The sequence below is a fragment of the Microvirga sp. 2MCAF35 genome, assembly GCF_052115545.1.
Classification (GTDB): domain Bacteria; phylum Pseudomonadota; class Alphaproteobacteria; order Rhizobiales; family Beijerinckiaceae; genus Microvirga.
In genome coordinates, this window is sequence record NZ_JBFRGW010000046.1 from 15,001 (window position 1) to 34,525 (window position 19,525).

General features: G+C 64.1%; 19 protein-coding genes, 2 tRNA genes and 1 rRNA gene. 15 read left to right on the forward strand and 7 right to left on the reverse strand.

Going from position 1 to position 19,525, the window contains the following annotated elements; translation table 11 throughout:
• Positions 1–3: 3 nt before the first annotated feature.
• The 3 genes from AB4097_RS18575 to AB4097_RS18585 all read right to left on the reverse strand — a co-directional run bounded on the left by AB4097_RS18575 (position 4) and on the right by AB4097_RS18585 (position 2,030).
• Positions 4–79 (reverse strand) — tRNA-Ala (locus AB4097_RS18575).
• Between the two features lie 203 nt (positions 80–282).
• A tRNA-Ile gene (locus AB4097_RS18580) sits at positions 283–359 on the reverse strand.
• A 169-nt stretch (positions 360–528) separates the two neighbouring features.
• Positions 529–2,030 (reverse strand): 16S ribosomal RNA (locus AB4097_RS18585).
• A 613-nt stretch (positions 2,031–2,643) separates the two neighbouring features.
• On the opposite strand from AB4097_RS18585, the gene AB4097_RS18590 reads away from it, so the two are divergent.
• Positions 2,644–4,680 (forward strand): M23 family metallopeptidase, encoded by a 2,037-nt coding sequence (locus AB4097_RS18590; RefSeq protein WP_442042263.1) that lies wholly within the window; start codon positions 2,644–2,646, stop codon positions 4,678–4,680.
• A gap of 5 nt (positions 4,681–4,685) precedes the next feature.
• Positions 4,686–5,603: an AEC family transporter gene (locus tag AB4097_RS18595; protein WP_442042265.1), complete on the forward strand. Its 918-nt coding sequence runs from the start codon at positions 4,686–4,688 to the stop codon at positions 5,601–5,603.
• Between the two features lie 13 nt (positions 5,604–5,616).
• Here AB4097_RS18595 and gluQRS read toward each other — a convergent pair whose 3' ends face one another.
• Positions 5,617–6,495, reverse strand: coding sequence for a tRNA glutamyl-Q(34) synthetase GluQRS (gluQRS, locus tag AB4097_RS18600; protein WP_442042267.1), 879 nt, complete (start codon positions 6,493–6,495; stop codon positions 5,617–5,619).
• A 29-nt stretch (positions 6,496–6,524) separates the two neighbouring features.
• On the opposite strand from gluQRS, the gene AB4097_RS18605 reads away from it, so the two are divergent.
• Positions 6,525–7,169 (forward strand): DNA-3-methyladenine glycosylase family protein, encoded by a 645-nt coding sequence (locus tag AB4097_RS18605; protein ID WP_442042269.1) that lies wholly within the window; start codon positions 6,525–6,527, stop codon positions 7,167–7,169.
• Positions 7,170–7,191: 22 nt separating this feature from the next.
• Here AB4097_RS18605 and AB4097_RS18610 read toward each other — a convergent pair whose 3' ends face one another.
• Positions 7,192–7,962: an HpcH/HpaI aldolase family protein gene (locus AB4097_RS18610; protein WP_442042271.1), complete on the reverse strand. Its 771-nt coding sequence runs from the start codon at positions 7,960–7,962 to the stop codon at positions 7,192–7,194.
• Positions 7,963–8,021: 59 nt separating this feature from the next.
• Positions 8,022–8,345 (reverse strand): DUF1476 domain-containing protein, encoded by a 324-nt coding sequence (locus AB4097_RS18615; RefSeq protein ID WP_442042273.1) that lies wholly within the window; start codon positions 8,343–8,345, stop codon positions 8,022–8,024.
• A 242-nt stretch (positions 8,346–8,587) separates the two neighbouring features.
• On the opposite strand from AB4097_RS18615, the gene purC reads away from it, so the two are divergent.
• The 10 genes from purC to AB4097_RS18665 all read left to right on the forward strand — a co-directional run bounded on the left by purC (position 8,588) and on the right by AB4097_RS18665 (position 17,001).
• Positions 8,588–9,382 carry a phosphoribosylaminoimidazolesuccinocarboxamide synthase gene (gene purC / locus AB4097_RS18620; RefSeq protein ID WP_036362043.1) on the forward strand — a complete coding sequence of 265 codons (795 nt, stop codon included), beginning with the start codon at positions 8,588–8,590 and terminating at the stop codon, positions 9,380–9,382.
• 1,130 nt (positions 9,383–10,512) lie between these two features.
• Positions 10,513–11,052, forward strand: coding sequence for a hypothetical protein (locus AB4097_RS18625; RefSeq protein WP_442042275.1), 540 nt, complete (start codon positions 10,513–10,515; stop codon positions 11,050–11,052).
• A 65-nt stretch (positions 11,053–11,117) separates the two neighbouring features.
• A complete protein-coding gene (gene purS / locus AB4097_RS18630) occupies positions 11,118–11,357 on the forward strand; it encodes a phosphoribosylformylglycinamidine synthase subunit PurS (protein ID WP_152715714.1) in 240 nt (79 codons plus the stop codon).
• Positions 11,358–11,364: 7 nt separating this feature from the next.
• Positions 11,365–12,063 (forward strand): phosphoribosylformylglycinamidine synthase subunit PurQ, encoded by a 699-nt coding sequence (purQ, locus tag AB4097_RS18635; protein WP_442042278.1) that lies wholly within the window; start codon positions 11,365–11,367, stop codon positions 12,061–12,063.
• A gap of 200 nt (positions 12,064–12,263) precedes the next feature.
• Positions 12,264–14,474 (forward strand): phosphoribosylformylglycinamidine synthase subunit PurL, encoded by a 2,211-nt coding sequence (gene purL, locus AB4097_RS18640; protein ID WP_442042280.1) that lies wholly within the window; start codon positions 12,264–12,266, stop codon positions 14,472–14,474.
• 27 nt (positions 14,475–14,501) lie between these two features.
• Positions 14,502–14,738: a BolA family protein gene (locus tag AB4097_RS18645; RefSeq protein ID WP_442042282.1), complete on the forward strand. Its 237-nt coding sequence runs from the start codon at positions 14,502–14,504 to the stop codon at positions 14,736–14,738.
• 34 nt (positions 14,739–14,772) lie between these two features.
• Positions 14,773–15,210: a hypothetical protein gene (locus AB4097_RS18650; protein WP_442042284.1), complete on the forward strand. Its 438-nt coding sequence runs from the start codon at positions 14,773–14,775 to the stop codon at positions 15,208–15,210.
• Between the two features lie 77 nt (positions 15,211–15,287).
• A complete protein-coding gene (gene grxD, locus AB4097_RS18655) occupies positions 15,288–15,623 on the forward strand; it encodes a Grx4 family monothiol glutaredoxin (protein ID WP_183452452.1) in 336 nt (111 codons plus the stop codon).
• Positions 15,624–15,815: 192 nt separating this feature from the next.
• Positions 15,816–16,130, forward strand: a complete 315-nt coding sequence (locus AB4097_RS18660) for a hypothetical protein (RefSeq protein WP_442042285.1) — start codon at positions 15,816–15,818, stop codon at positions 16,128–16,130.
• A gap of 133 nt (positions 16,131–16,263) precedes the next feature.
• On the forward strand, positions 16,264–17,001 hold the full coding sequence (locus AB4097_RS18665) for an adenylate/guanylate cyclase domain-containing protein (RefSeq protein ID WP_442042287.1): 738 nt from the start codon (positions 16,264–16,266) through the stop codon (positions 16,999–17,001).
• Between the two features lie 3 nt (positions 17,002–17,004).
• On the opposite strand, the gene tlpA is transcribed toward AB4097_RS18665, so the two are convergent.
• On the reverse strand, positions 17,005–17,655 hold the full coding sequence (gene tlpA, locus AB4097_RS18670) for a thiol:disulfide interchange protein TlpA (RefSeq protein WP_442042289.1): 651 nt from the start codon (positions 17,653–17,655) through the stop codon (positions 17,005–17,007).
• A gap of 276 nt (positions 17,656–17,931) precedes the next feature.
• On the opposite strand from tlpA, the gene lptM reads away from it, so the two are divergent.
• Together lptM and lysA are read left to right on the forward strand one after the other, a co-directional pair.
• Positions 17,932–18,180, forward strand: a complete 249-nt coding sequence (gene lptM, locus AB4097_RS18675) for an LPS translocon maturation chaperone LptM (RefSeq protein WP_442042291.1) — start codon at positions 17,932–17,934, stop codon at positions 18,178–18,180.
• Positions 18,181–18,189: 9 nt separating this feature from the next.
• Complete coding sequence (gene lysA / locus AB4097_RS18680) at positions 18,190–19,458, forward strand: diaminopimelate decarboxylase (protein ID WP_442042293.1); 1,269 nt, start codon at positions 18,190–18,192, stop codon at positions 19,456–19,458.
• Positions 19,459–19,525 lie beyond the last annotated feature (67 nt).

Sequence of the window (19,525 nt, forward strand, 5' to 3'; positions counted from 1 at the left end):
AAATGGTGGAGCCTGTCGGGATCGAACCGACGACCTGAAGCTTGCAAAGCTACCGCTCTCCCAGCTGAGCTAAGGCCCCGTTTTTGCTTTGGCCTCAGACGCCGGCAGGGACATCCGTCCCTTTGGCTTCCCGCGCCATCGGGCGCGGCGGCCGGTCGGCCTTCGCAAGAGCTGGCGCAGGTTCGACGCGTCAGCGTCGCAAGCCCGACCGGGCGCCCGCGCTGATGCGCGGAGCAGCCAAGGCAACGGACGTTGCCGCCGGCGCTTGAGGCTTCCCCAAAATGGTGGGCCTGGGACGACTCGAACGTCCGACCTCACCCTTATCAGGGGTGCGCTCTAACCACCTGAGCTACAGGCCCCAATCGAAGCCCGGGCTCAGACAGCCCACCCACTTCGACCGATGTATCCGGAATTGAGAAGAGAAGCGAAGACGGCAGCGTCCCGCATAGTGAGCTTCCGACTGAAGCTCTTTGTTCCAAGAGTTCCGATAGAACCGACGGATGCCGGTTCGTAAGAGAACATCCTTAGAAAGGAGGTGATCCAGCCGCAGGTTCCCCTACGGCTACCTTGTTACGACTTCACCCCAGTCGCTGACCCTACCGTGGTCGCCTGCCTCCCGCCGAGCAAGCTCGGACAGGTTGGCGCAGCGCCGTCGGGTAAGACCAACTCCCATGGTGTGACGGGCGGTGTGTACAAGGCCCGGGAACGTATTCACCGTGGCGTTCTGATCCACGATTACTAGCGATTCCGCCTTCATGCACTCGAGTTGCAGAGTGCAATCCGAACTGAGACGGCTTTTGAGGATTAGCTCCCCCTCGCGGGTTCGCTGCCCTTTGTCACCGCCATTGTAGCACGTGTGTAGCCCAGCCCGTAAGGGCCATGAGGACTTGACGTCATCCCCACCTTCCTCGCGGCTTATCACCGGCAGTCCCCCTAGAGTGCCCAACCCAATGATGGCAACTAGGGGCGAGGGTTGCGCTCGTTGCGGGACTTAACCCAACATCTCACGACACGAGCTGACGACAGCCATGCAGCACCTGTGTTCCCGCCAGCCGAACTGAAGGGTCCTGTCTCCAGAACCCATACGGGACATGTCAAAGGCTGGTAAGGTTCTGCGCGTTGCTTCGAATTAAACCACATGCTCCACCGCTTGTGCGGGCCCCCGTCAATTCCTTTGAGTTTTAATCTTGCGACCGTACTCCCCAGGCGGAATGCTTAAAGCGTTAGCTGCGCCACTGACGAGCAAGCTCGCCAACGGCTGGCATTCATCGTTTACGGCGTGGACTACCAGGGTATCTAATCCTGTTTGCTCCCCACGCTTTCGCGCCTCAGCGTCAGATCCGGACCAGTCAGCCGCCTTCGCCACTGGTGTTCTTGCGAATATCTACGAATTTCACCTCTACACTCGCAGTTCCACTAACCTCTTCCGGTCTCAAGCCTCGCAGTATCGAAGGCAATTCTGTGGTTGAGCCACAGGCTTTCACCCCCGACTTACAAAGCCGCCTACGCGCCCTTTACGCCCAGTGATTCCGAACAACGCTAGCCCCCTTCGTATTACCGCGGCTGCTGGCACGAAGTTAGCCGGGGCTTCTTCTCACGCTACCGTCATTATCGTCGCGTGCGAAAGAGCTTTACAACCCTAAGGCCGTCATCACTCACGCGGCATGGCTGGATCAGGCTTGCGCCCATTGTCCAATATTCCCCACTGCTGCCTCCCGTAGGAGTTTGGGCCGTGTCTCAGTCCCAATGTGGCTGATCATCCTCTCAGACCAGCTACTGATCGTCGCCTTGGTAGGCCATTACCCTACCAACCAGCTAATCAGACGCGGGCCGATCCTTCAGCGATAAATCTTTCCCCTTGCGGGCGTATCCGGTATTAGCCCAAGTTTCCCTGGGTTATCCCAAACTGAAGGGCACGTTCCCACGCGTTACTCACCCGTCTGCCACTGACCCCGAAGGGCCCGTTCGACTTGCATGTGTTAAGCCTGCCGCCAGCGTTCGTTCTGAGCCAGGATCAAACTCTCAAGTTGAAAAGTTCGATCAAGACTTCACTACGCAAATTGACAGAGTCCAYCTCACTCCAGGTTGCCCTGAAGCGGTGTACTCACCAATCAAAGCATAGATCCGGTCAATGTCGTTCCCCGAACCCCAAAAGGTCCGGCGCAAGGACACCGCCGCCTACGCTTCTCTTCCCTCTCAACAATGTCAAAGAGCAAGACATCTTTCGATGCCACCGATAAAAACAGACCTCCGCAGAACAGCGCTTGTTCCCGACCGAAGTCGGGCCCAACAGCCCGGTTTCTGAAGAAGATCTGGGCGCCGTTCGCGTCAGCGGCGGCGTCGATGGCCGGTATATAGGCCGAACCCGTTCCGCCTGTCAACGTGCTTGTGAAAGTTTTTTGACAGACGAGCTACTTTCCAAGTCCGCCCTGCCGCACAGGTTTTTTCGCCGCCGCCTCACTGCGGTCACAGTGCGGAATGAAGCAGGGCCGCGAAGGCGCTTATTCTCCGAACCTCTTGTGCCGGAGAGTTGGCGCGCCGACCAAGCTTATCTATGGATATGTGCGGTTGCCGTCTCTTGTGCTAGATCGGTTCTGGCACCCATGACAGCAACCCGCCCGCATCGACACCAGACAGAGACCTATGAGTCACCTTCCTCCCGATGACAGCCATGCCAAGGGATTCCGCAGGGAAGCCTCGCGGCTGTCGTCCGGCATCGATCTCGGACATGAGCCGCCGCTCAATACCAGCGGCAACGTGGCGCCGGAGGTCGACAAGAGAGAGGTGAACCTGCGCTGGCTCGGCGCCAGCATCCTGACCGGCGTGACGGGTGCGGTCCTCATCGGGGCTTCGATCCATGTCGCCCTTCAAGGCACATCCATCACGGCCCTCCCCCCGGAGCGCGCAGCGCTCGGGTCCCGGTCCTCTCTCACCCTCGACGAGGAACGGTCCTCGAACGTGGCGCGCAAGGCCGACCGGCTCAACATGACGGAGCTGACGTCCTCTGCCCGGCAGAGCTTCAAGGCCCCGATGACGATGCGCATCGGTGAGCGCGAGGCCATCAAGGTCCGCAACTTCGTGCGCGTCGCCACGAACCTTTCCCTGACCGCCGGCACCTATGCGGCCGACATTCAGCCCTTCAACCCCATGCGCCTCTTCGCCGAGGGGATGGACGAGCAGCGAGTCGAGCCGACCCCGGAGGTCGCCGACGCGGATGTGTCGGTCCTCCGGCGCGACCTTTCCATAGTGGCCATCGCGGCGAGCGCCCCCTCCCTGACGGATGGCGACGTGCTCGCGATCCTGGAAGAGGAGCGGCGGGTCTTCAACGAGGCCGGGCGCCGGACCTCGGTTCCGATCCCCGCGCAGCAGATGCTGTCCCGAACCCTTCGGCAGCCGGACGGCTTGGGCGATGCCCTCGGCTATGCCCGGGTCGTCGATGCCCCCTTCAGCACGATTGAGGTCCGGGTCGTTCCCGAGAACGTGACCGATCTTCCCAAGGTCGAGCAGCGCGCCACGACGCCCCTTTTCGAAGAGCGCGAAGTGGTGCTTAAGAAGGGTGAGACCCTCGAGACGGTCCTGCGCAGCTACGGGGGCACTCCCGAGCAGATCGCCGCGATCACGTCGGCCCTGGCCGCCCGCATCAAGGTCGATGGCCTGGGCGAAGGCCAGAGGCTGCGCATCCTCATCGCGCCCGGCCCCCGTCTCGGCGATCCAAGGCAGATCGTGCGCGTGATCACGCTCGGCGAACGGGGCATCGAAGGAATCGCCGCCACCAACGACCGCGGCGTCTTCGTGTCCGTGACGCCTCCGGCCGACGAGAAAAACCAGCAGGTCGCCGAAACCTCGGAGGACGAGGAGGAGGATGACGGGCGCGGCGGCGTGCGGCTCTACGAGAGCCTCTACGAGACCGCGCTCAAGAACGAGCTCCCCCGCGAGAGCGTGGACGAACTGGTCCGGATCTTCGGCTACGATGTCGATTTCCAGCGCCGCGTCTCGCAAGGCGATTCCTTCGAGGTCTTCTATGGCTCCGACGACGAGAACGGCACGCCGGAGATCCTCTATGCCGCGCTCACCGTGGGAGGGGAAGCGCGTCGCGTCTACCGCTACCAGGGCGAGGACGGCACGGTCGATTTCTTCGACGAATCCGGCCGGTCCCTCAAGAAGTTCCTGATCCGCAAGCCCATCTCGGACGGCATACTGCGCTCGGGATTCGGGTCGCGGTTCCACCCGATCCTGGGCTATTCGCGGCCGCATACGGGCATCGATTGGGCCAACAAGGTCGGCACCCCGATCCTTGCCGCAGGCAACGGCACCATCCGCTTCGCCGACTGGAAGTCGGGCTATGGGCGGCACATCGAGATCCAGCACGCCAACGGCTATGTGACGACCTATTCCCACATGTCGGGCTTCGCCAAGGGCATGGCTCAAGGCAGCAGGGTCCGGCAAGGCCAGGTTATCGGCTACCTGGGCAGCACGGGCCTGTCGACCGGCCCGCACCTCCATTATGAGGTGCTCATTAACGGCAGCTTCGTTGATCCTCTCAAGATCCGCCTGCCGCGCGGAAGGGAGCTCGAGGGCCGTGGATTGGTGGACTTCAAGCGCCAGCGCGAGCAGGTCAACGAGCTGATGTCCCACAGCGTCGCATCCGCGGCGCTCTCCCAGCGAGCAGAGTTGCGATAGAGCGCATGCTTGAGCTTTTCGCGATCGTGCTGCCGGTCTTCGGCTTGATCGGCATCGGGTATGTCGCGCGCCAGACAGGGTTCATTTCCGAGCGGGCCGGCGAGGGCCTGTCCGAGTTCGTCTTCACCCTGTCACTGCCCTGCCTGATCTTCCGCACCCTCGTCCGGGCCGAGATCCCGGCGGTCCAGCCCTGGGGCTACTGGATCTCGTATTTCGTCGGCGTGGGCGTCGTCTGGCTCCTGGCCACTCTGATCGGCAGGCGCTTCTTCGGCATCAAGGGCGTGTCCGGCGTCGTGGCCGGCTTCTCGGCCGGACAGGCGAACACGGTGTTCGTCGGCGTCCCGATGATCCTCAAGGCCTATGGGGATGAGGGCGCCGTTCCGCTCTTTCTCCTGATCGCGGTTCATCTTCCGGTCACGATGACCCTCGCGACGATCCTGGCCGAGGGGCGCCAGGCCTCTCCCCTGCTGATCCTGCGCCGCCTCCTCACCCATCCCATCGTTGTCGGGATCCTGGCCGGATCGGCCTGCCGTCCCATCGCCACCTATGTGCCGGCCCCGGCCTGGCAGGTCATGGATCTTCTGGCGAGCGCCGCGGTTCCCTGCGCGCTGATCTCCATGGGGATCGCCCTGCGCCGCTACGGTTTGCAGACGGGCTGGAAGCTGCCGACCGTGATCTCGTTCCTCAAGCTCGTCGTGCACCCCTTGCTGGTGCTGCTGCTCGCCACGCAGGTCTTCCACATGCCGCCGGTCTGGGCCGGCGTCGCGGTGCTGTTCGCCTCCTGCCCGTCGGGCATCAACGCCTATCTGTTCGCCGAGCGGTATGGAGAGGGCGTGGCCCTCGCCTCCAGCGCCATCACCCTGTCGACCTTCCTCGCCCTGGGCACCACCCTCGTCTGGCTCTCTGTGCTGGGCGTCGGCTAATCCTGCCGCTGCTCTAAGGGTCGAATCCGAGCCGCCGCCATAGGGCCTGCGGCGTCACGCCTTCAGCACGCAGCTCCGCCAAGGATTTCGACCGGCGGCTCTTGGCCAACTTGTCGCCCTCCGGGTCGCGCAGGAGTCCATGGTGGTGATAGCCAGGCGTCGGCAGGCCCAGCAGTGCCTGGAGCAGCACGTGGAGGTCGGTCGCAGCTTCGAGATCCTGGCCGCGGACCACGTGAGTGACACCCTGGAGCGCATCGTCCACCACGACGGAAAGATGATAGCTTGTCGGGATCTCCTTGCGCACGATGACCGCATCGCCCCAGCGCCGGGGATGTGCGGGGACGATGTCCTCACGACCCTCCCGATCGAAGCGGCGGAAATGAAGCGGCCCCGGAACGAGCTTTTGCAGCGTCGCCATGTCGAGCCGCCAGGCATGGGGCTCGCCAGCCGCGATCCGGCGCTCGGCCTCGTCGTCAGGCATGCCCCGGCAGGTCCCAGGGTAAAGCGGCGCGCCGTCGGGATCGCGGGGCCATGGCTCGCCGCCCTCCGCTTTTCGGCAGGCAATCGCCTCCGCGATGTCCTTGCGGGTGCAGAAGCACGGATAGACCCCTCCCCTCTTTTTCAGCGTCAGGAAGGCGGCACGGTAATCGGCGAAATGCTCCGATTGCCGGCGGACCGGCTCTTCCCAGCGCAGGCCGAGCCAGGCGAGATCGTCATAGATGGCAGCCTCGAATTCCGGTCGGCAACGTGTGATATCGATATCCTCGATGCGCAGGAGGAAGCGGCCGTCGAAGCGGCGAGCGAAGTCGGCGTTGAGCAGGGCGGAATAGGCATGGCCCAGGTGAAGCCGTCCGTTGGGACTGGGAGCGAATCGAAAAACCGGCTTCGTCACGGGAGCCTGCGAAGAAGGAACGTGAAGGAATGGCCACCCTCCTCGAAACGGACGCGGTTCTCAAGAGGGGCTTGAGCGAGCTGGCGCTGGCGGACCCGGTGATGGCGAAGCTGGCCGAGAGCGGGGTCGTGCCGCAATTGCGCAGGCGGCCGCCCGGCTTCGAGGGGCTTGCCTGGATCGTCGTGGGCCAGCAGGTTTCCACGGCCAGCGCCACCGCGATCTGGAACCGCCTGCGGCAGGTCCTCGAACCACCGACGCCCGACGTCTTTCTGCGACTCTCCGACGAGGACCTGCGGGCGGCCGGGTTGTCTGCCGGGAAGGTCAGGACCCTGCGAGCCCTGGCGACGGACATCGCTGAAGGCAGGCTACCCCTCGACGAGTTGCGGAATTATCCGGCCGAGGAGGCCCACGATCGTCTCACCCGGGTGAAGGGGATCGGCCCCTGGACGGCCGACGTGTATCTGCTGTTCTGCCTCGGGCATCCGGACGCCTTCCCGAGCGGCGATCTGGCCGTCCAGGAGGCAGCCCGCCTCGCCTATGGGCTGGAGCAGCGGCCGGACGCGAAGACCTTGTCCGCTCTGGCGGAGAAGTGGCGTCCCTGGCGGGGTGTGGCGGCCAAGGTGCTCTGGGCTTATTACCGTATGGTCAAATCGCGGGAAGGCGCGCCCGTGTGACGGCCCTCCCTCAGGATGACGTTCAGGCCCGGGCGGCCGCAAGAGCCGCATGGGCTCCGGCTTTGAGCATGGAGGTGTCGCTGCCGATGGATACCATGTGGAAGCCCTTGGCGGACAACTCCGCCGCCCGCGCTCCCGTTACGGCGTAGATGGCCGCGACCTTGCCCGCCGCCTTCACGCGGGCGAGCGCATGCTCGAGAGCCTTCTCGACCTCGGCGCCGGCGGGATTGACGCTCTTTCCGCCCGAAAGAGCGATGGAGAGGTCCGAAGGCCCGATGAAGATGCCGTCGATTCCTGGCACCGCCAGGATGTCGTCGATGATGGCGAGAGCCTCACGGGTCTCGACCATGGCGAATGAGACCGTCAGGTCGTTGGCCTGCTGCAGATAGGCGCCGGGCTCCAGTCCGGTCAGGGACAGGGCCCCGTAGGCGCCCCAGCTGCGCTCGCCCACAGGCGGGAACTTCATGAAGCCGGCGAAGCGCCTTGCATCCTCGATCGTGTTGATCATGGGTGCGATCACCCCCGACACGCCGGCATCGAGGAAGCGCGACGCGGAAGCGAAATCCCCCACCGGAATGCGGACCAGGGCAGGTTTTCCCGCGGCGGCGACCAGCGGCACCGCCTGTAGCGCGGCGGTGAAGTCGATGGAGCCATGCTGCAGGTCCAGCACGACGGCATCGAAGTCCTCACGGGCCAGAACGCCGGCCACGGAAGGATCGGGCATGCCGCACCAAGCCGTCAGGACGGGAGAGCCGGCCTTCAGCCGCTCGGGGAACGTTGGATGGATCGGCATGATGCCCTTTCGAGAGGCTGGACTTGAGGTCTTGGAGGATTGGCGGCTGTGGCGGGCCGTTATCGGCCCGCTTTGACGTCCGCGATGGCGCGCTCGGTCAGCTGAGCGAGCTTGGCCGTCAACTCGGTCTCGCCTGTCGACTGGCCAGCCGCCTCCAGGTCCTTGCTGACCTTCCGGAGAACATCCGCATCGCCCGCCTCTTCAAAATCGGCGAGAACGACGCTCTTGGCGTAGGCTTCGGCTTCGTCTCCCGTCTTGCCCAGGCGATCGGCGACCCAGAGCCCGAACAGCTTGTTGCGGCGGGCCGTGGCCTTGAAGCGAAGGTCCTCATCGTGGGCGAACTGCTTCTCGAAGGCGTTCCTGCGGTCGTCGAAAGCGGTCATCTTATCTTTCTCCCTTAAGCTTGGTTCTTCATGCGATATAAGGGCGCACTCGCGCGGATACCAGACGCTCCCCATCTTAGGGACGGCATTTGACCGGGCTGCGATCCTGCGGCCCTTTCCTCCGCGTTGTGCTTGCCCAAGGGATCGGATAGGTTGCCCCTTCAAGCGGAGCGCCGGTGAACAGCCGCGCTTAACGCCAGCCGCGGATCTAAAAAAATGAACATCCCCAGGAGCCACGGCAAATGGATTTTCTCAAACCACGGTACACGCCTATGAATCGTCGCCGTCGCATCTATGAGGGCAAGGCGAAAGTCCTCTATGAGGGCCCGGAACCCGGTACGCTCATCCAGCACTTCAAGGATGACGCGACCGCCTTCAATGCCAAGAAGCATGAAGTGATCGACGGCAAGGGCGTGCTCAACAACCGGATCTCGGAATACCTGTTCCAGCATCTGAACGACATCGGCATCCCGACCCACTTCATCCGCCGCCTGAACATGCGCGAGCAGCTGATTCGCGAGGTGGAGATCATCCCCCTCGAGGTCGTGGTGCGGAACGTGGCGGCGGGATCGCTGGCCACCCGCCTCGGCATCGAGGAGGGCACGCAGCTGCCCCGGTCGATCATCGAATTCTATTACAAGAACGACGCTCTCAACGACCCCATGGTGTCGGAGGAGCACATCACCGCCTTCGGCTGGGCCTCGCCCCAGGAGATCGACGACATCATGGCGCTCGCCATCCGGGTCAACGACTTCCTGTCCGGCCTCTTCCTCGGCGTCGGCATCCGTCTCGTGGACTTCAAGCTCGAGACCGGCCGTCTCTGGGAGGGCGAGATGATGCGCATCGTCGTCGCCGACGAGATCTCCCCGGATTCCTGCCGCCTCTGGGACATCAAGTCCAAGGACAAGCTCGACAAGGACCGGTTCCGCCGGGACATGGGCGGGCTGGTCGAGGCTTATTCCGAGGTCGCCCGCCGTCTCGGCATCCTGGCCGAGAACGAAAACCCGGTCACCGGCGGCCCGCGCCTGGTGCAGTGATCCGCCTTTGCTTCTAGTGCATCGTGCGGAAAAGTGGACCCGGTTTTCCGCATCAACGAGGCACATAACTAAGGAAGAAGCATCGGACCCAAAAGTGGGTCCACTTTTGGGTCCGATGCTTTAGAATTCGAAAGCCCGGCCTCGTGCCGGGCTTTTTGCTGACCCGTCCGGCTTCCGAAATCCTCGAATGAGGCTCCTTCGCCCCCCGGTTCATGTCAAAGAGCCAGCACCTTCGAGCCCAGGGCTGGGAAGCCCTGAGCTTGATGGATGATCGAGGGTGGCGCGTCGGGCAGCCCGGCTCGATGTCTAGTGATGAATGTGAGAGCCGAACTGCTCGTCACGCACGGTTCTTTTAGGCGTTTCGACTTGGACCAGCACAGGGCTGCCAAGGGCCTCCTGGCGCCGGCTGCGTGACCGGCGGACAGGACCGTGCCGGATCCCACAACTTGCGACGCCTCGCGAAGCGCGCCCCTCGTCGGATCAGGCTGTGCAATGATATAGCCAAGGTTGCAACCCCTGTCAAGAACAAAGTAAGAACATGACACCCCCTCACCCCACCCTCGACGTCATCACCGGCCTCGGGCCGGTGATCCCGATCACATGAAACGTCGAGCCTCACCGGATCGGGATGGCCGGGACAGGCCCGGCCATGACGTGGAGCGGATGAAAATGGAGCGCGCCTCCCCAAGCCCTCATCCTGAGGAGGCCGTTCGGCCGTCTCGAAGGACGAGGGCGCCTCCAGTGCCCTCTGGTTCCTCCTTCGAGACGGTCGCCTAAGCGACCTCCTCAGGATGAGGGCGGAGGGTTCGGGAGGGCAGGCGTGAATGGCCGGGACAGGCCCGGCCATGACGGGGCGGGTGTCATTCCCGGCCGGAGCGCAGCGGAGGGGAAGGGGATCCACAGCGACAGAGCACGTCAGTGGATCCCCTTCCCGGCCTGCGGCCGCCGGGAATGACACCAGAGTGCCTCACCGGATCGGGACGCTGGGACCGATCCCTGGATCACGTCCGGGGGCAGCCATGACGGCGAGGGGTTTCATTCCTGGAAGGATGCGCCGGGCGGAGGAAGAACACGGAGATTCCGCTTTCTGCCCATTTCCCTCCAGGCTGGTTTCGCGCATAGATAGGGCCATGCCGTTCCGCCCGTTGCGTTCCTGCCTCCTCATCCTGACCTTTGGCCTGACCGTCGCGAGCTGCGGCTACATCCCCCGCCAGGTTGCGGGACTTCCCTCAGGCCCGCCCTGGGAGGCCCTGCCCTTACGCAAATGGCTGGCCGAGGACCGGGCCGAGCCCGTCGCGCTGGCCTTCTGCGCCCCGCCCGAATGCGGCCCGGGACTTGCGGTGAGCGTCGTTCGCCTGACGGGCAAGGATGCGGACATCACGGACGCCATCCTGAGGGACCCGGAGCGACTGGCCCGCGCGCTGCGCTCGCCCGCAGGCCGGGAGAAGCCTGTCAAAACCCGGATCAGCGTCGAGCGCCTGGGGGAACCGCCCTATCCCGGCTTTACCATCGAACTCGCTCCCGCCGATGGCAGCAAGCACCCGGCCTATGGCGTAGCTCTCGGACGACGGTCGGGAGGCGACCTGGAGGTCGTCCTGGTGATCGGCGAAGCCCCTGATGCCGTGCGTGAAACGGCCAAGGAGGTCGCTGCCCGCGAATTGGGCTCCTGAAGGCGTTGTCTCTTGCGCTTAATGGCTTTATGGCGTTGGGCACATCTTAACAGCCCGAGGCCTCTATGAAAGCGCGTGTCACCGTGACCCTCAAGAACGGCGTTCTCGACCCCCAAGGCAAGGCCATCGAAGGCGCGCTCAAGTCCCTCGGCGTCGAGGGCATCGATGGCGTACGCCAGGGCAAGGTCTTCGACATCGAGCTCGGAACCACCGACAAGTCCAAGGCCGAGGCCGCCCTCAAAGCCGCCTGCGAGAAGCTGCTGGCGAACACCGTCATCGAGAATTACCGCGTCGAGATCGCGTGAGGCTTTCATGAAATCTGCCGTCATCGTCTTCCCCGGCTCCAATCGCGAAGGCGATGTGCTGCGGGCGCTCAAATCGGCCGGGTCCCAGGTTGAGAAGGTCTGGCACGCCGAGACCGCGTTGCCGAAGGGCACGGATCTCGTGGTCCTGCCGGGCGGCTTCTCCTACGGCGATTATCTGCGCTGCGGCGCCATCGCCGGCCGTGCCACCGTGATGGATGCGGTGCGCGCCCATGCGGCGCGGGGCGGACTCGTGCTCGGCATCTGCAACGGCTTCCAGATCCTGTGCGAATCCGGGCTTCTTCCCGGCATCCTGATGCGCAACGCGAACCTGAAATTCATCTGCCACCGGCAGTTCCTGCGCGTCGAGCGCAACGACACCGCCTTCACCCGGGCTTATGCCAAAGGTCAGGCCATCGATGTCTGCGTGGCGCATGGCGAGGGCAATTACACGGCCGATGAAGAGACCCTGAAGCGCCTCGAGGGCGACGGTCTGGTGGCCTTCCGCTATTCCGATGCGCAGGGCCACATCACGGCCGATTCCAACCGCAACGGCTCCATGAACGCGATCGCGGGCATCTACTCGAGCAAGCTCAACGTGCTCGGCATGATGCCCCATCCGGAAAACCTGATCGAAGACCTCGTGGGCGGCACCGATGGGCGCGGCCTGTTCGAGAGCCTCGTGTCGAACTTTCCGAAAGCAGCCTGATCCAAGAAGCGGGGACGAGACGCCCCCGCAGCCCTCATCCTGAGGAGCGAAGCGTCTCGAAGGACGAGGGCGTCTCCAGCGCTCTCTGGACCCGGTGTCCTCGTCCTTCGAGACGGGCCTAGCGGCCCTCCTCAGGATGAGGACATCTGATTGTCCCTCCCCCCTCCCAACCGGGAGAGGGTAAACATTGCGAGACCCCGATGATCCGCAACGACGTCGCCATCACCCCGGAGCTGGTCAAGGAGCACGGGTTGAAGCCGGATGAATACGAGCGCTTCGTGAACCTGATCGGCCGCGAGCCGACCATCACCGAGCTCGGCATCGTTTCGGCCATGTGGAACGAGCACTGCTCGTACAAGTCCTCCCGCATCCACCTGCGCGGCCTGCCCACCAAGGCGCCCTGGGTCATCCAGGGACCGGGCGAGAATGCGGGCGTGATCGATATCGGCGACGGTCTCGCCTGCATCTTCAAGATGGAGAGCCACAACCACCCGTCCTTCATCGAGCCCTACCAGGGCGCGGCGACGGGCGTCGGCGGCATCCTGCGCGACGTGTTCACCATGGGGGCGCGCCCCATCGCGTCGCTGAACTTCCTGCGCTTCGGCGAGCCGGATCATCCCAAGACCCCTCACCTCGTCTCGGGCGTGGTGGCGGGCATCGGCGGCTACGGCAATTCCTTCGGCGTGCCCACCGTGGGCGGCAGCGTCGGATTCGACAAGCGCTACAACGGCAACATCCTGGTCAACGCCATGGCGGTGGGCCTCGCCCGCACGGACGAGATCTTCTACGCCAAGGCCACCGGCGTCGGAAACCCGATCGTCTATCTCGGCTCCAAGACCGGCCGCGACGGCATCCATGGCGCGACCATGGCTTCGGCCGAATTCGACGATGCCTCGGAGGAGAAGCGCCCCACCGTGCAGGTCGGAGACCCCTTCGCCGAGAAGCTGCTGCTCGAAGCCTGCCTCGAACTCATGAAATCCGGCGCGGTGATCGCTATTCAGGACATGGGCGCGGCCGGCCTCACCAGTTCGGCGGTCGAGATGGGCGCGAAAGGCAACCTTGGCATCGAGCTCGATCTCGACAAGGTGCCCTGCCGCGAAGAAGGCATGACCGCCTACGAGATGATGCTGTCCGAGAGCCAGGAGCGCATGCTCATGGTGCTCAAGCCCGGCATGGAGAAGGAGGCCGAGGCCATCTTCCATAAATGGGGCCTGGATTTCGCGGTCATCGGCAAGACCACCGATACACTCCGCTTCGTCATCAGGCACCAGGGCGAGGTCAAGGCCGACCTTCCCATCAAGGAGCTGGGCGACGAGGCCCCGCTCTATGACCGCCCCTGGGTGGAAAGCCCCAAGCAGCCGGCCATCGCGCCCGACAGCGTGAAGGCTCCGATGTCGGAGGCCGAGGCGCTCCTGAAGCTCGTCGGCTCGCCGGACCAGAGCTCCAAGCGCTGGGTCTGGGAGCAGTACGACCACCTGATCCTCGGCAACACGGTCCAGACGCCCGGCGGCGACGCCGCCATCGTGCGCGTCGAGGACGGCCCGAAGGGTCTGGTGCTGACGACCGATGTGACGCCGCGCTATTGCGAGGCCGATCCCTTCGAGGGCGGCAAGCAGGCGGTGGCGGAAGCCTGGCGCAACATCACGGCCGTGGGCGGTCTGCCGCTGGCGCTGACCGACAATCTCAACTTCGCCAGCCCCGAGCGCCCCGAATCCATGGGCCAGTTCGTCGGCTGCGTCCGGGGCATCGGCGAGGCCTGCAAGGCGCTCGACTTCCCGGTCGTGTCCGGCAACGTCTCGCTCTACAACGAGACCAACGGCCAGGGCATCCTGCCGACTCCGGCCATCGGGGGCGTCGGCCTCCTCGACGACGTGACGGTCAACGCCTCCATCGCCTTCAGGCAGGAGGGCGAGGCCATCATCCTCATCGGCGCGACCCAAGGCTGGCTCGGCCAGTCGATCTACCTGCGCGACGTGTGCGGCCGGGAGGAAGGCGCTCCGCCGCCGGTGGACCTCGCCCAGGAGAAGCGCAACGGCGATTTCGTGCGCCAGCTCATCCGCTCGGGCCAGGTCAAGACCGTCCATGACATCTCGGATGGCGGCATCGCCCTCGCGCTTGCCGAAATGACTATCGCCGGCCAAATGGGCGCCGAGATAACGGCCGTCGCCGAGGGCCTGCCCCTTCATGCCTTCCTGTTCGGCGAGGATCAGGCCCGCTACCTCATCGCCGTCGATGAGGATGCGGCCGCCGACATCCTCTACGCGGCCGGCGCCGGCGGCATTCCGGCCGTGACCCTGGGCATCACCGGGGGCGATGCGTTGATTCTGCCAGGGCAGCAGGCCATATCCGTGAAGCAATTGAAGGCCGCGCACGAAGCCTGGCTGCCGGAATACATGACCGGCAAGTCGTGACCAGTCATCTGTTAAGGAGTTTGATCCATGCCGATGGATTCGCGTGAAATCGAAAGCATGATCAAGGCCGCGCTGCCCGATGCGGTGGTCGAGATCAAGGACCTGGCCGGCGACGGCGACCACTATGCCGCCACCGTCACCTCCTCGGCCTTCAAGGGGAAGTCGCGGGTCCAGCAGCACCAGATGGTCTATGCAGCGCTGCAAGGACGCATGGGAGGCGTGCTTCATGCCCTTGCATTGACGACGCAGGCTCCGCAAGAATAGGATATCATTACGTTTCTCGTTCGGATAACGACCTATGCGTCTTTTTGTTGCTTGCTTCGTCTTCGCGTTGAATTTCATCACCGCCAGCGCAGCACTTCACGCTCAGACGAGAACCGATAATCCTGTATATCACGCAAATCAGCTTCTCGATGTCCTCGAGAGGGATGGGGCTAAGGCTGTCTCGGACACTCTTGGCGAAGCACTCGAGAACAAAGACGCCGCCTCTGCCATCCAGTCCATTCTCACCCCGATGGAAAAGAGAAAGGCGAAATTCCGGGCTGTTGCCCTGGATCGGGACTACGGCGGGGCAGTTCGTCAGATTATCGTCTACCAATATATGCTGTCTGAGCAGTTTCCATTCATCTACTTCCGTTTTGTTTACAAGATGACGGACCAGGGATGGCGGATGTCTCACTTCTCCGTTGACTCAGAAAATAGCCAGCCCTTCCCGTCGAAGTACGACATCAATTGAAAAATCCATTGCAAAAGAACATGTTCGTGGAGAGATCCCATGGCTATATAGCCAGTACGATTTCTAAGGAGACATCCATGGCTGACGCCAACCAGATCATCGACAACGAAGTGAAGTCCAACGACGTCGTGCTGTTCATGAAGGGCACGCCGCAATTCCCCATGTGCGGGTTCTCGGGGCAAGTGGTCCAGATCCTCAACTACCTCGGCGTGCCCTATAAGGGCGTCAACGTCCTCGAGGACGAGACCGTCCGCCAGGGCATCAAGGATTATTCCAACTGGCCGACCATTCCCCAGCTCTACGTGAAGGGCGAATTCGTCGGCGGCTGCGACATCACCCGCGAGATGTTCCAGGCCGGCGAGCTGCAGCAGCTCTTCGCCGACAAGGGCATCCAGGTCCAGCAGAGCGCCTGATTCAAGCGCCTTCCTGAAGAGATCGAGGCGGGGCAAAACCCCGCCTTTTTTCATTCGCACCCCACCAAACAGGGGGCGTTTTATGTCGCATTCCTTAAACGGCTCAGTTTTCGGCACAATGGTTTGTGCTGAACGCAACAGAAGAGCCGCTCGACAGAGAATAAGAAGGAGCGGCGAGAAGGGGCTTTTTCCATGTTCGAACCCGAGACGAATGTCGTCGCCTTCAAGCCGCGCAAGGCCGTGGCTCATCATCCCAGGAGCCTGATGGAGCGGATCTATGCCGCGGGCTCGCTCTCCGTCCGGGCGGATGACCGGGCCACCAAGATGGCGGCCGTCATGCTGCAGGCGCTGGGGTTTCTGGTGATCGAGGAAATCCTGGCCGACGGCACCCCGCGTCGCCTCCAGCGCGGCGAGGCCCGCAAGGCCATGGACCGCCCCTGGCGCCTCGCGAAGCCGGCTTTTTCCGGCGAGATCGGCGTTCCCGACGGCGGAACTTTTCTGGCCTGACCGGTCGGCAAGCTGGGTTGGCCGCTCCCCGGGGCAATGGTACCCTGTGCGGCCGGCATCTTCATGCGGCGACGGGCGTCGGGATCCCCCCGCCTGTCGGGTCGGTTCCGCTGCGACCTCGAAGGGCTCACCCATGGCGCCCGTCCATTCCAGGATCTGCAAGGGGTGCTGGCAGCAGCTGCGCCTCCCCGTGCCCCTCAGAGGGCCGGCTTCCGTGCCCTTCCGCATCTTCGGCATTCGCCCGAGCCGGATGAACCCGAATACCTGCACGGTCTGCGAGCTCATGTTCACGCGGATCATGAAGGCCCGCAAAATCCCCGTCGACGTCTCCGTCCTCTTTGCCGACCTCAGGGGCTACACGGCCCTGTCGCAGTCGCTCCCGGCCGACGCGGTCTCATCCCTGCTCGATGCCTTCTACGACGAATGCGCGGAGGCGATCTGGGAGTATGACGGACTGCTGAACAAGACCATCGGTGACGCCATCATGGCGCTGTTCAACTTCCCCATCCAGCAGCCGAACCATGCCGAGCAGGCCGTCCGGGCCGGGCGCGAGATCCTGCGCCGCTGCGAGATCCGCCGCAAAACCCTGCTCACGGACCATGCGGCCCTTGGCGACGCCGACCTGGGAGTCGGGATCGGCATCGACTCGGGCGTGGCGAGCTTCGGGGAGTTCGGCCGGTCGCATCGCGACCTGACTGCGATCGGTCCCGTGGTGAACACGGCCGCCCGGGCCCAGGCGGCGGCCGCGACAGGCGAAATTTTGGTGACCCGTGCCGTTTTCGACAGGGCCGGGCGCGACATGGTCAGAGGCGAAGCACGGGAGTATCGCCTGAAAGGCTTCGAGGCCCCCGTCCAGCTTTACGCAGCCTGACGCTCAGGAACGGTTAAGGGCGGCCTTCATGAACGTGACGGCATCGGGCGAAGCCCACTCGGCCGGCCCTTTCAGCAGGGCGATCTCGCAACCCGAGGCATCGACCACGAAAGTGGTCGGCAGGCCGACCACATGGCCGGATTTCTGCAGCACCTGCAGCAGCTTGCCTTCCGGGTCGGCGTGATAGGCCAGGTTTCTGATGCCGTTCTCCTGCAGCCAGGCCTTCGGCTTTTCGCGGTTGCGGGTGTCGACGTTGATGGCGACGACCTCGAAATCGGAGCCGCCCAGCTCCGTCTGGAGCTTGTCGAGGGCGGGCATTTCCTGGCGGCAGGGCACGCACCAGGTCGCCCAGAGATTGACCAGGATCGTCTTGCCCTTGAAGTCCGACAGGCTCATGGGCTGGCCCTCTGGGCCGTTGAAGGCGATGACGGGCGGGGGCTTCGGCGCCTGGCTCACCCCGACGGCGGCCACCTCGCCCTTGGCGAGCGGCTTCAGGCGCTCGACCGTCGGCTTCGAGGCCTGGCATTCGGCGACGCCGGCCGCCATGGGATCATGGGGCGCAAGGCCGTACCAGGCTGCCCCCGCGCCTCCGATCAGCGCGAGAGCGCCAAGACCGAGAAGCCAGCTTTTCCGGGAATTCAATGCGTTCGACATGGCCCGTGATGTGGCGCCTTTTTGCGCAAGCCTCAAGCCCCGAATGCGGAAGCGCGGCCCCCCACCCATCACGAAAGCGTTGAGCAAGGAGCCTGTTGTCTCTCGCACCGAAAGCATCGGACCCAAAAGCGAGTCCGCTTTTGGGTCCGATGCTTCCTCTCTTAGCTTGCGCATCGTTCGGTGCAGAAAACCGGGGCCACTTTTCCGCACGATGCGCTTGCCTCTCGCATCTGAAATCGCTTCCCGCTATGGTGCGGCCACGTTTCGGAGCTTGTAATGTCGTCCAGCCTGACTTTTCCCCGCGCGGTTGTGGTTGCGGGCCTTCTCGTTCTCGGTCTGACCGCCTGCGGCCGACGCGGCGCCCTCGAGCCGCCGCCGGATGCCTCGGCACAGGCCGCCGAGACCCAGGCGCAGGTTCCGACGAGCGATGCCACCCTGCCCTCCCCGGTCGGCACGCCCCGCTCCAAGGCCAATCAGGGCTACACGATCCCGAACAAGCCCTTTATCCTCGATCCGCTGCTTTAGGCCTCTTAAATGCACCACTTCGCCTATCGTGACGGCGTTCTCCACGCAGAGGGCGTCGATCTGCGCCGCCTCGCGGACGAGGTCGGAACACCGTTCTATTGCTATTCCTCGGCCACCCTGGAGCGGCACTACAGGGTCTTCGCCGAGGCCTTCGGCGACACGGACGCTCTCGTCTGCTATGCCATGAAGGCCAATTCCAACCAGGGCGTGCTCCGGACGCTCGGCCGCCTCGGCGCCGGCATGGACATCGTGTCCGAGGGCGAGTTGCGCCGCGCGCTGGCCGCCGGCGTGCCGGGCGAGCGGATCGTGTTCTCGGGCGTCGGCAAGACCCGGTCCGAGATGGCCTTCGCCCTCGAGAACGGCATCCTCTGCTTCAACGTGGAATCGGAGCCGGAGCTTGAAGCGCTGTCCGAAGTCGCGATCTCCAAGGGCGTGCGCGCCCCCGTGTCGATCCGCATCAACCCGGATGTGGACGCCAAGACCCACGCCAAGATCTCGACCGGCAAGTCCGAGAACAAGTTCGGCATCCCCATCGCTCGCGCCCGCGAGGTCTATGCCCGGGCGGCGGCGCTCAAGGGGATTGCGGTCACCGGGGTCGACATGCATATCGGCAGCCAGATCACGGATCTCGCGCCTTACGACAACGCGACCGCCCTTCTGGCCGAACTCGCCCGCGACCTGATGGCCGACGGGCACAAGCTCCACCACATCGATCTCGGCGGCGGCCTCGGCATTCCCTATCGCGAGAACAACGAACCGCCCCCCGATCCGCAGGCCTATGCGGCGATCATCAAGCGCCACACCCGGGGTCTCGGCCTCAAGCTCGTGTTCGAGATGGGCCGCCTGATCGCCGGCAATGCGGGCGTGCTCATCGCCCGGGTCATCTACGTCAAGCAGGGCGCCGACAAGCCCTTCGTGATCGTCGATGCCGCCATGAACGACCTCATCCGCCCGACGCTCTACGAAGCCCATCACGACATCAAGCCGGTCGCCGAGGCCTCGCCCGACACGCCGCGCATGGTCGCGGACGTGGTCGGTCCGGTCTGCGAGACCGGCGATTATCTCGCCCTCTCCCGCGACATGCCGGAGGTCAAGGCAGGCGATCTCATCGCCATCATGACCGCCGGCGCCTACGGGGCGGTCCAGGCCAGCACCTACAACACCCGGCGTCTCGTGCCCGAGGTGCTCGTTCGCGGCGATGACCACGCGGTGGTGCGCCCGCGCCCGACCTACGAAGAGCTGATCGGGCTCGACCGGGTTCCCGACTGGCTGGCCTGAATTCTTGATTCGCCTCGAACAACACGCCGCCTGAAAAGATTGAGATCTCCGACCGCTCACCTCTTCT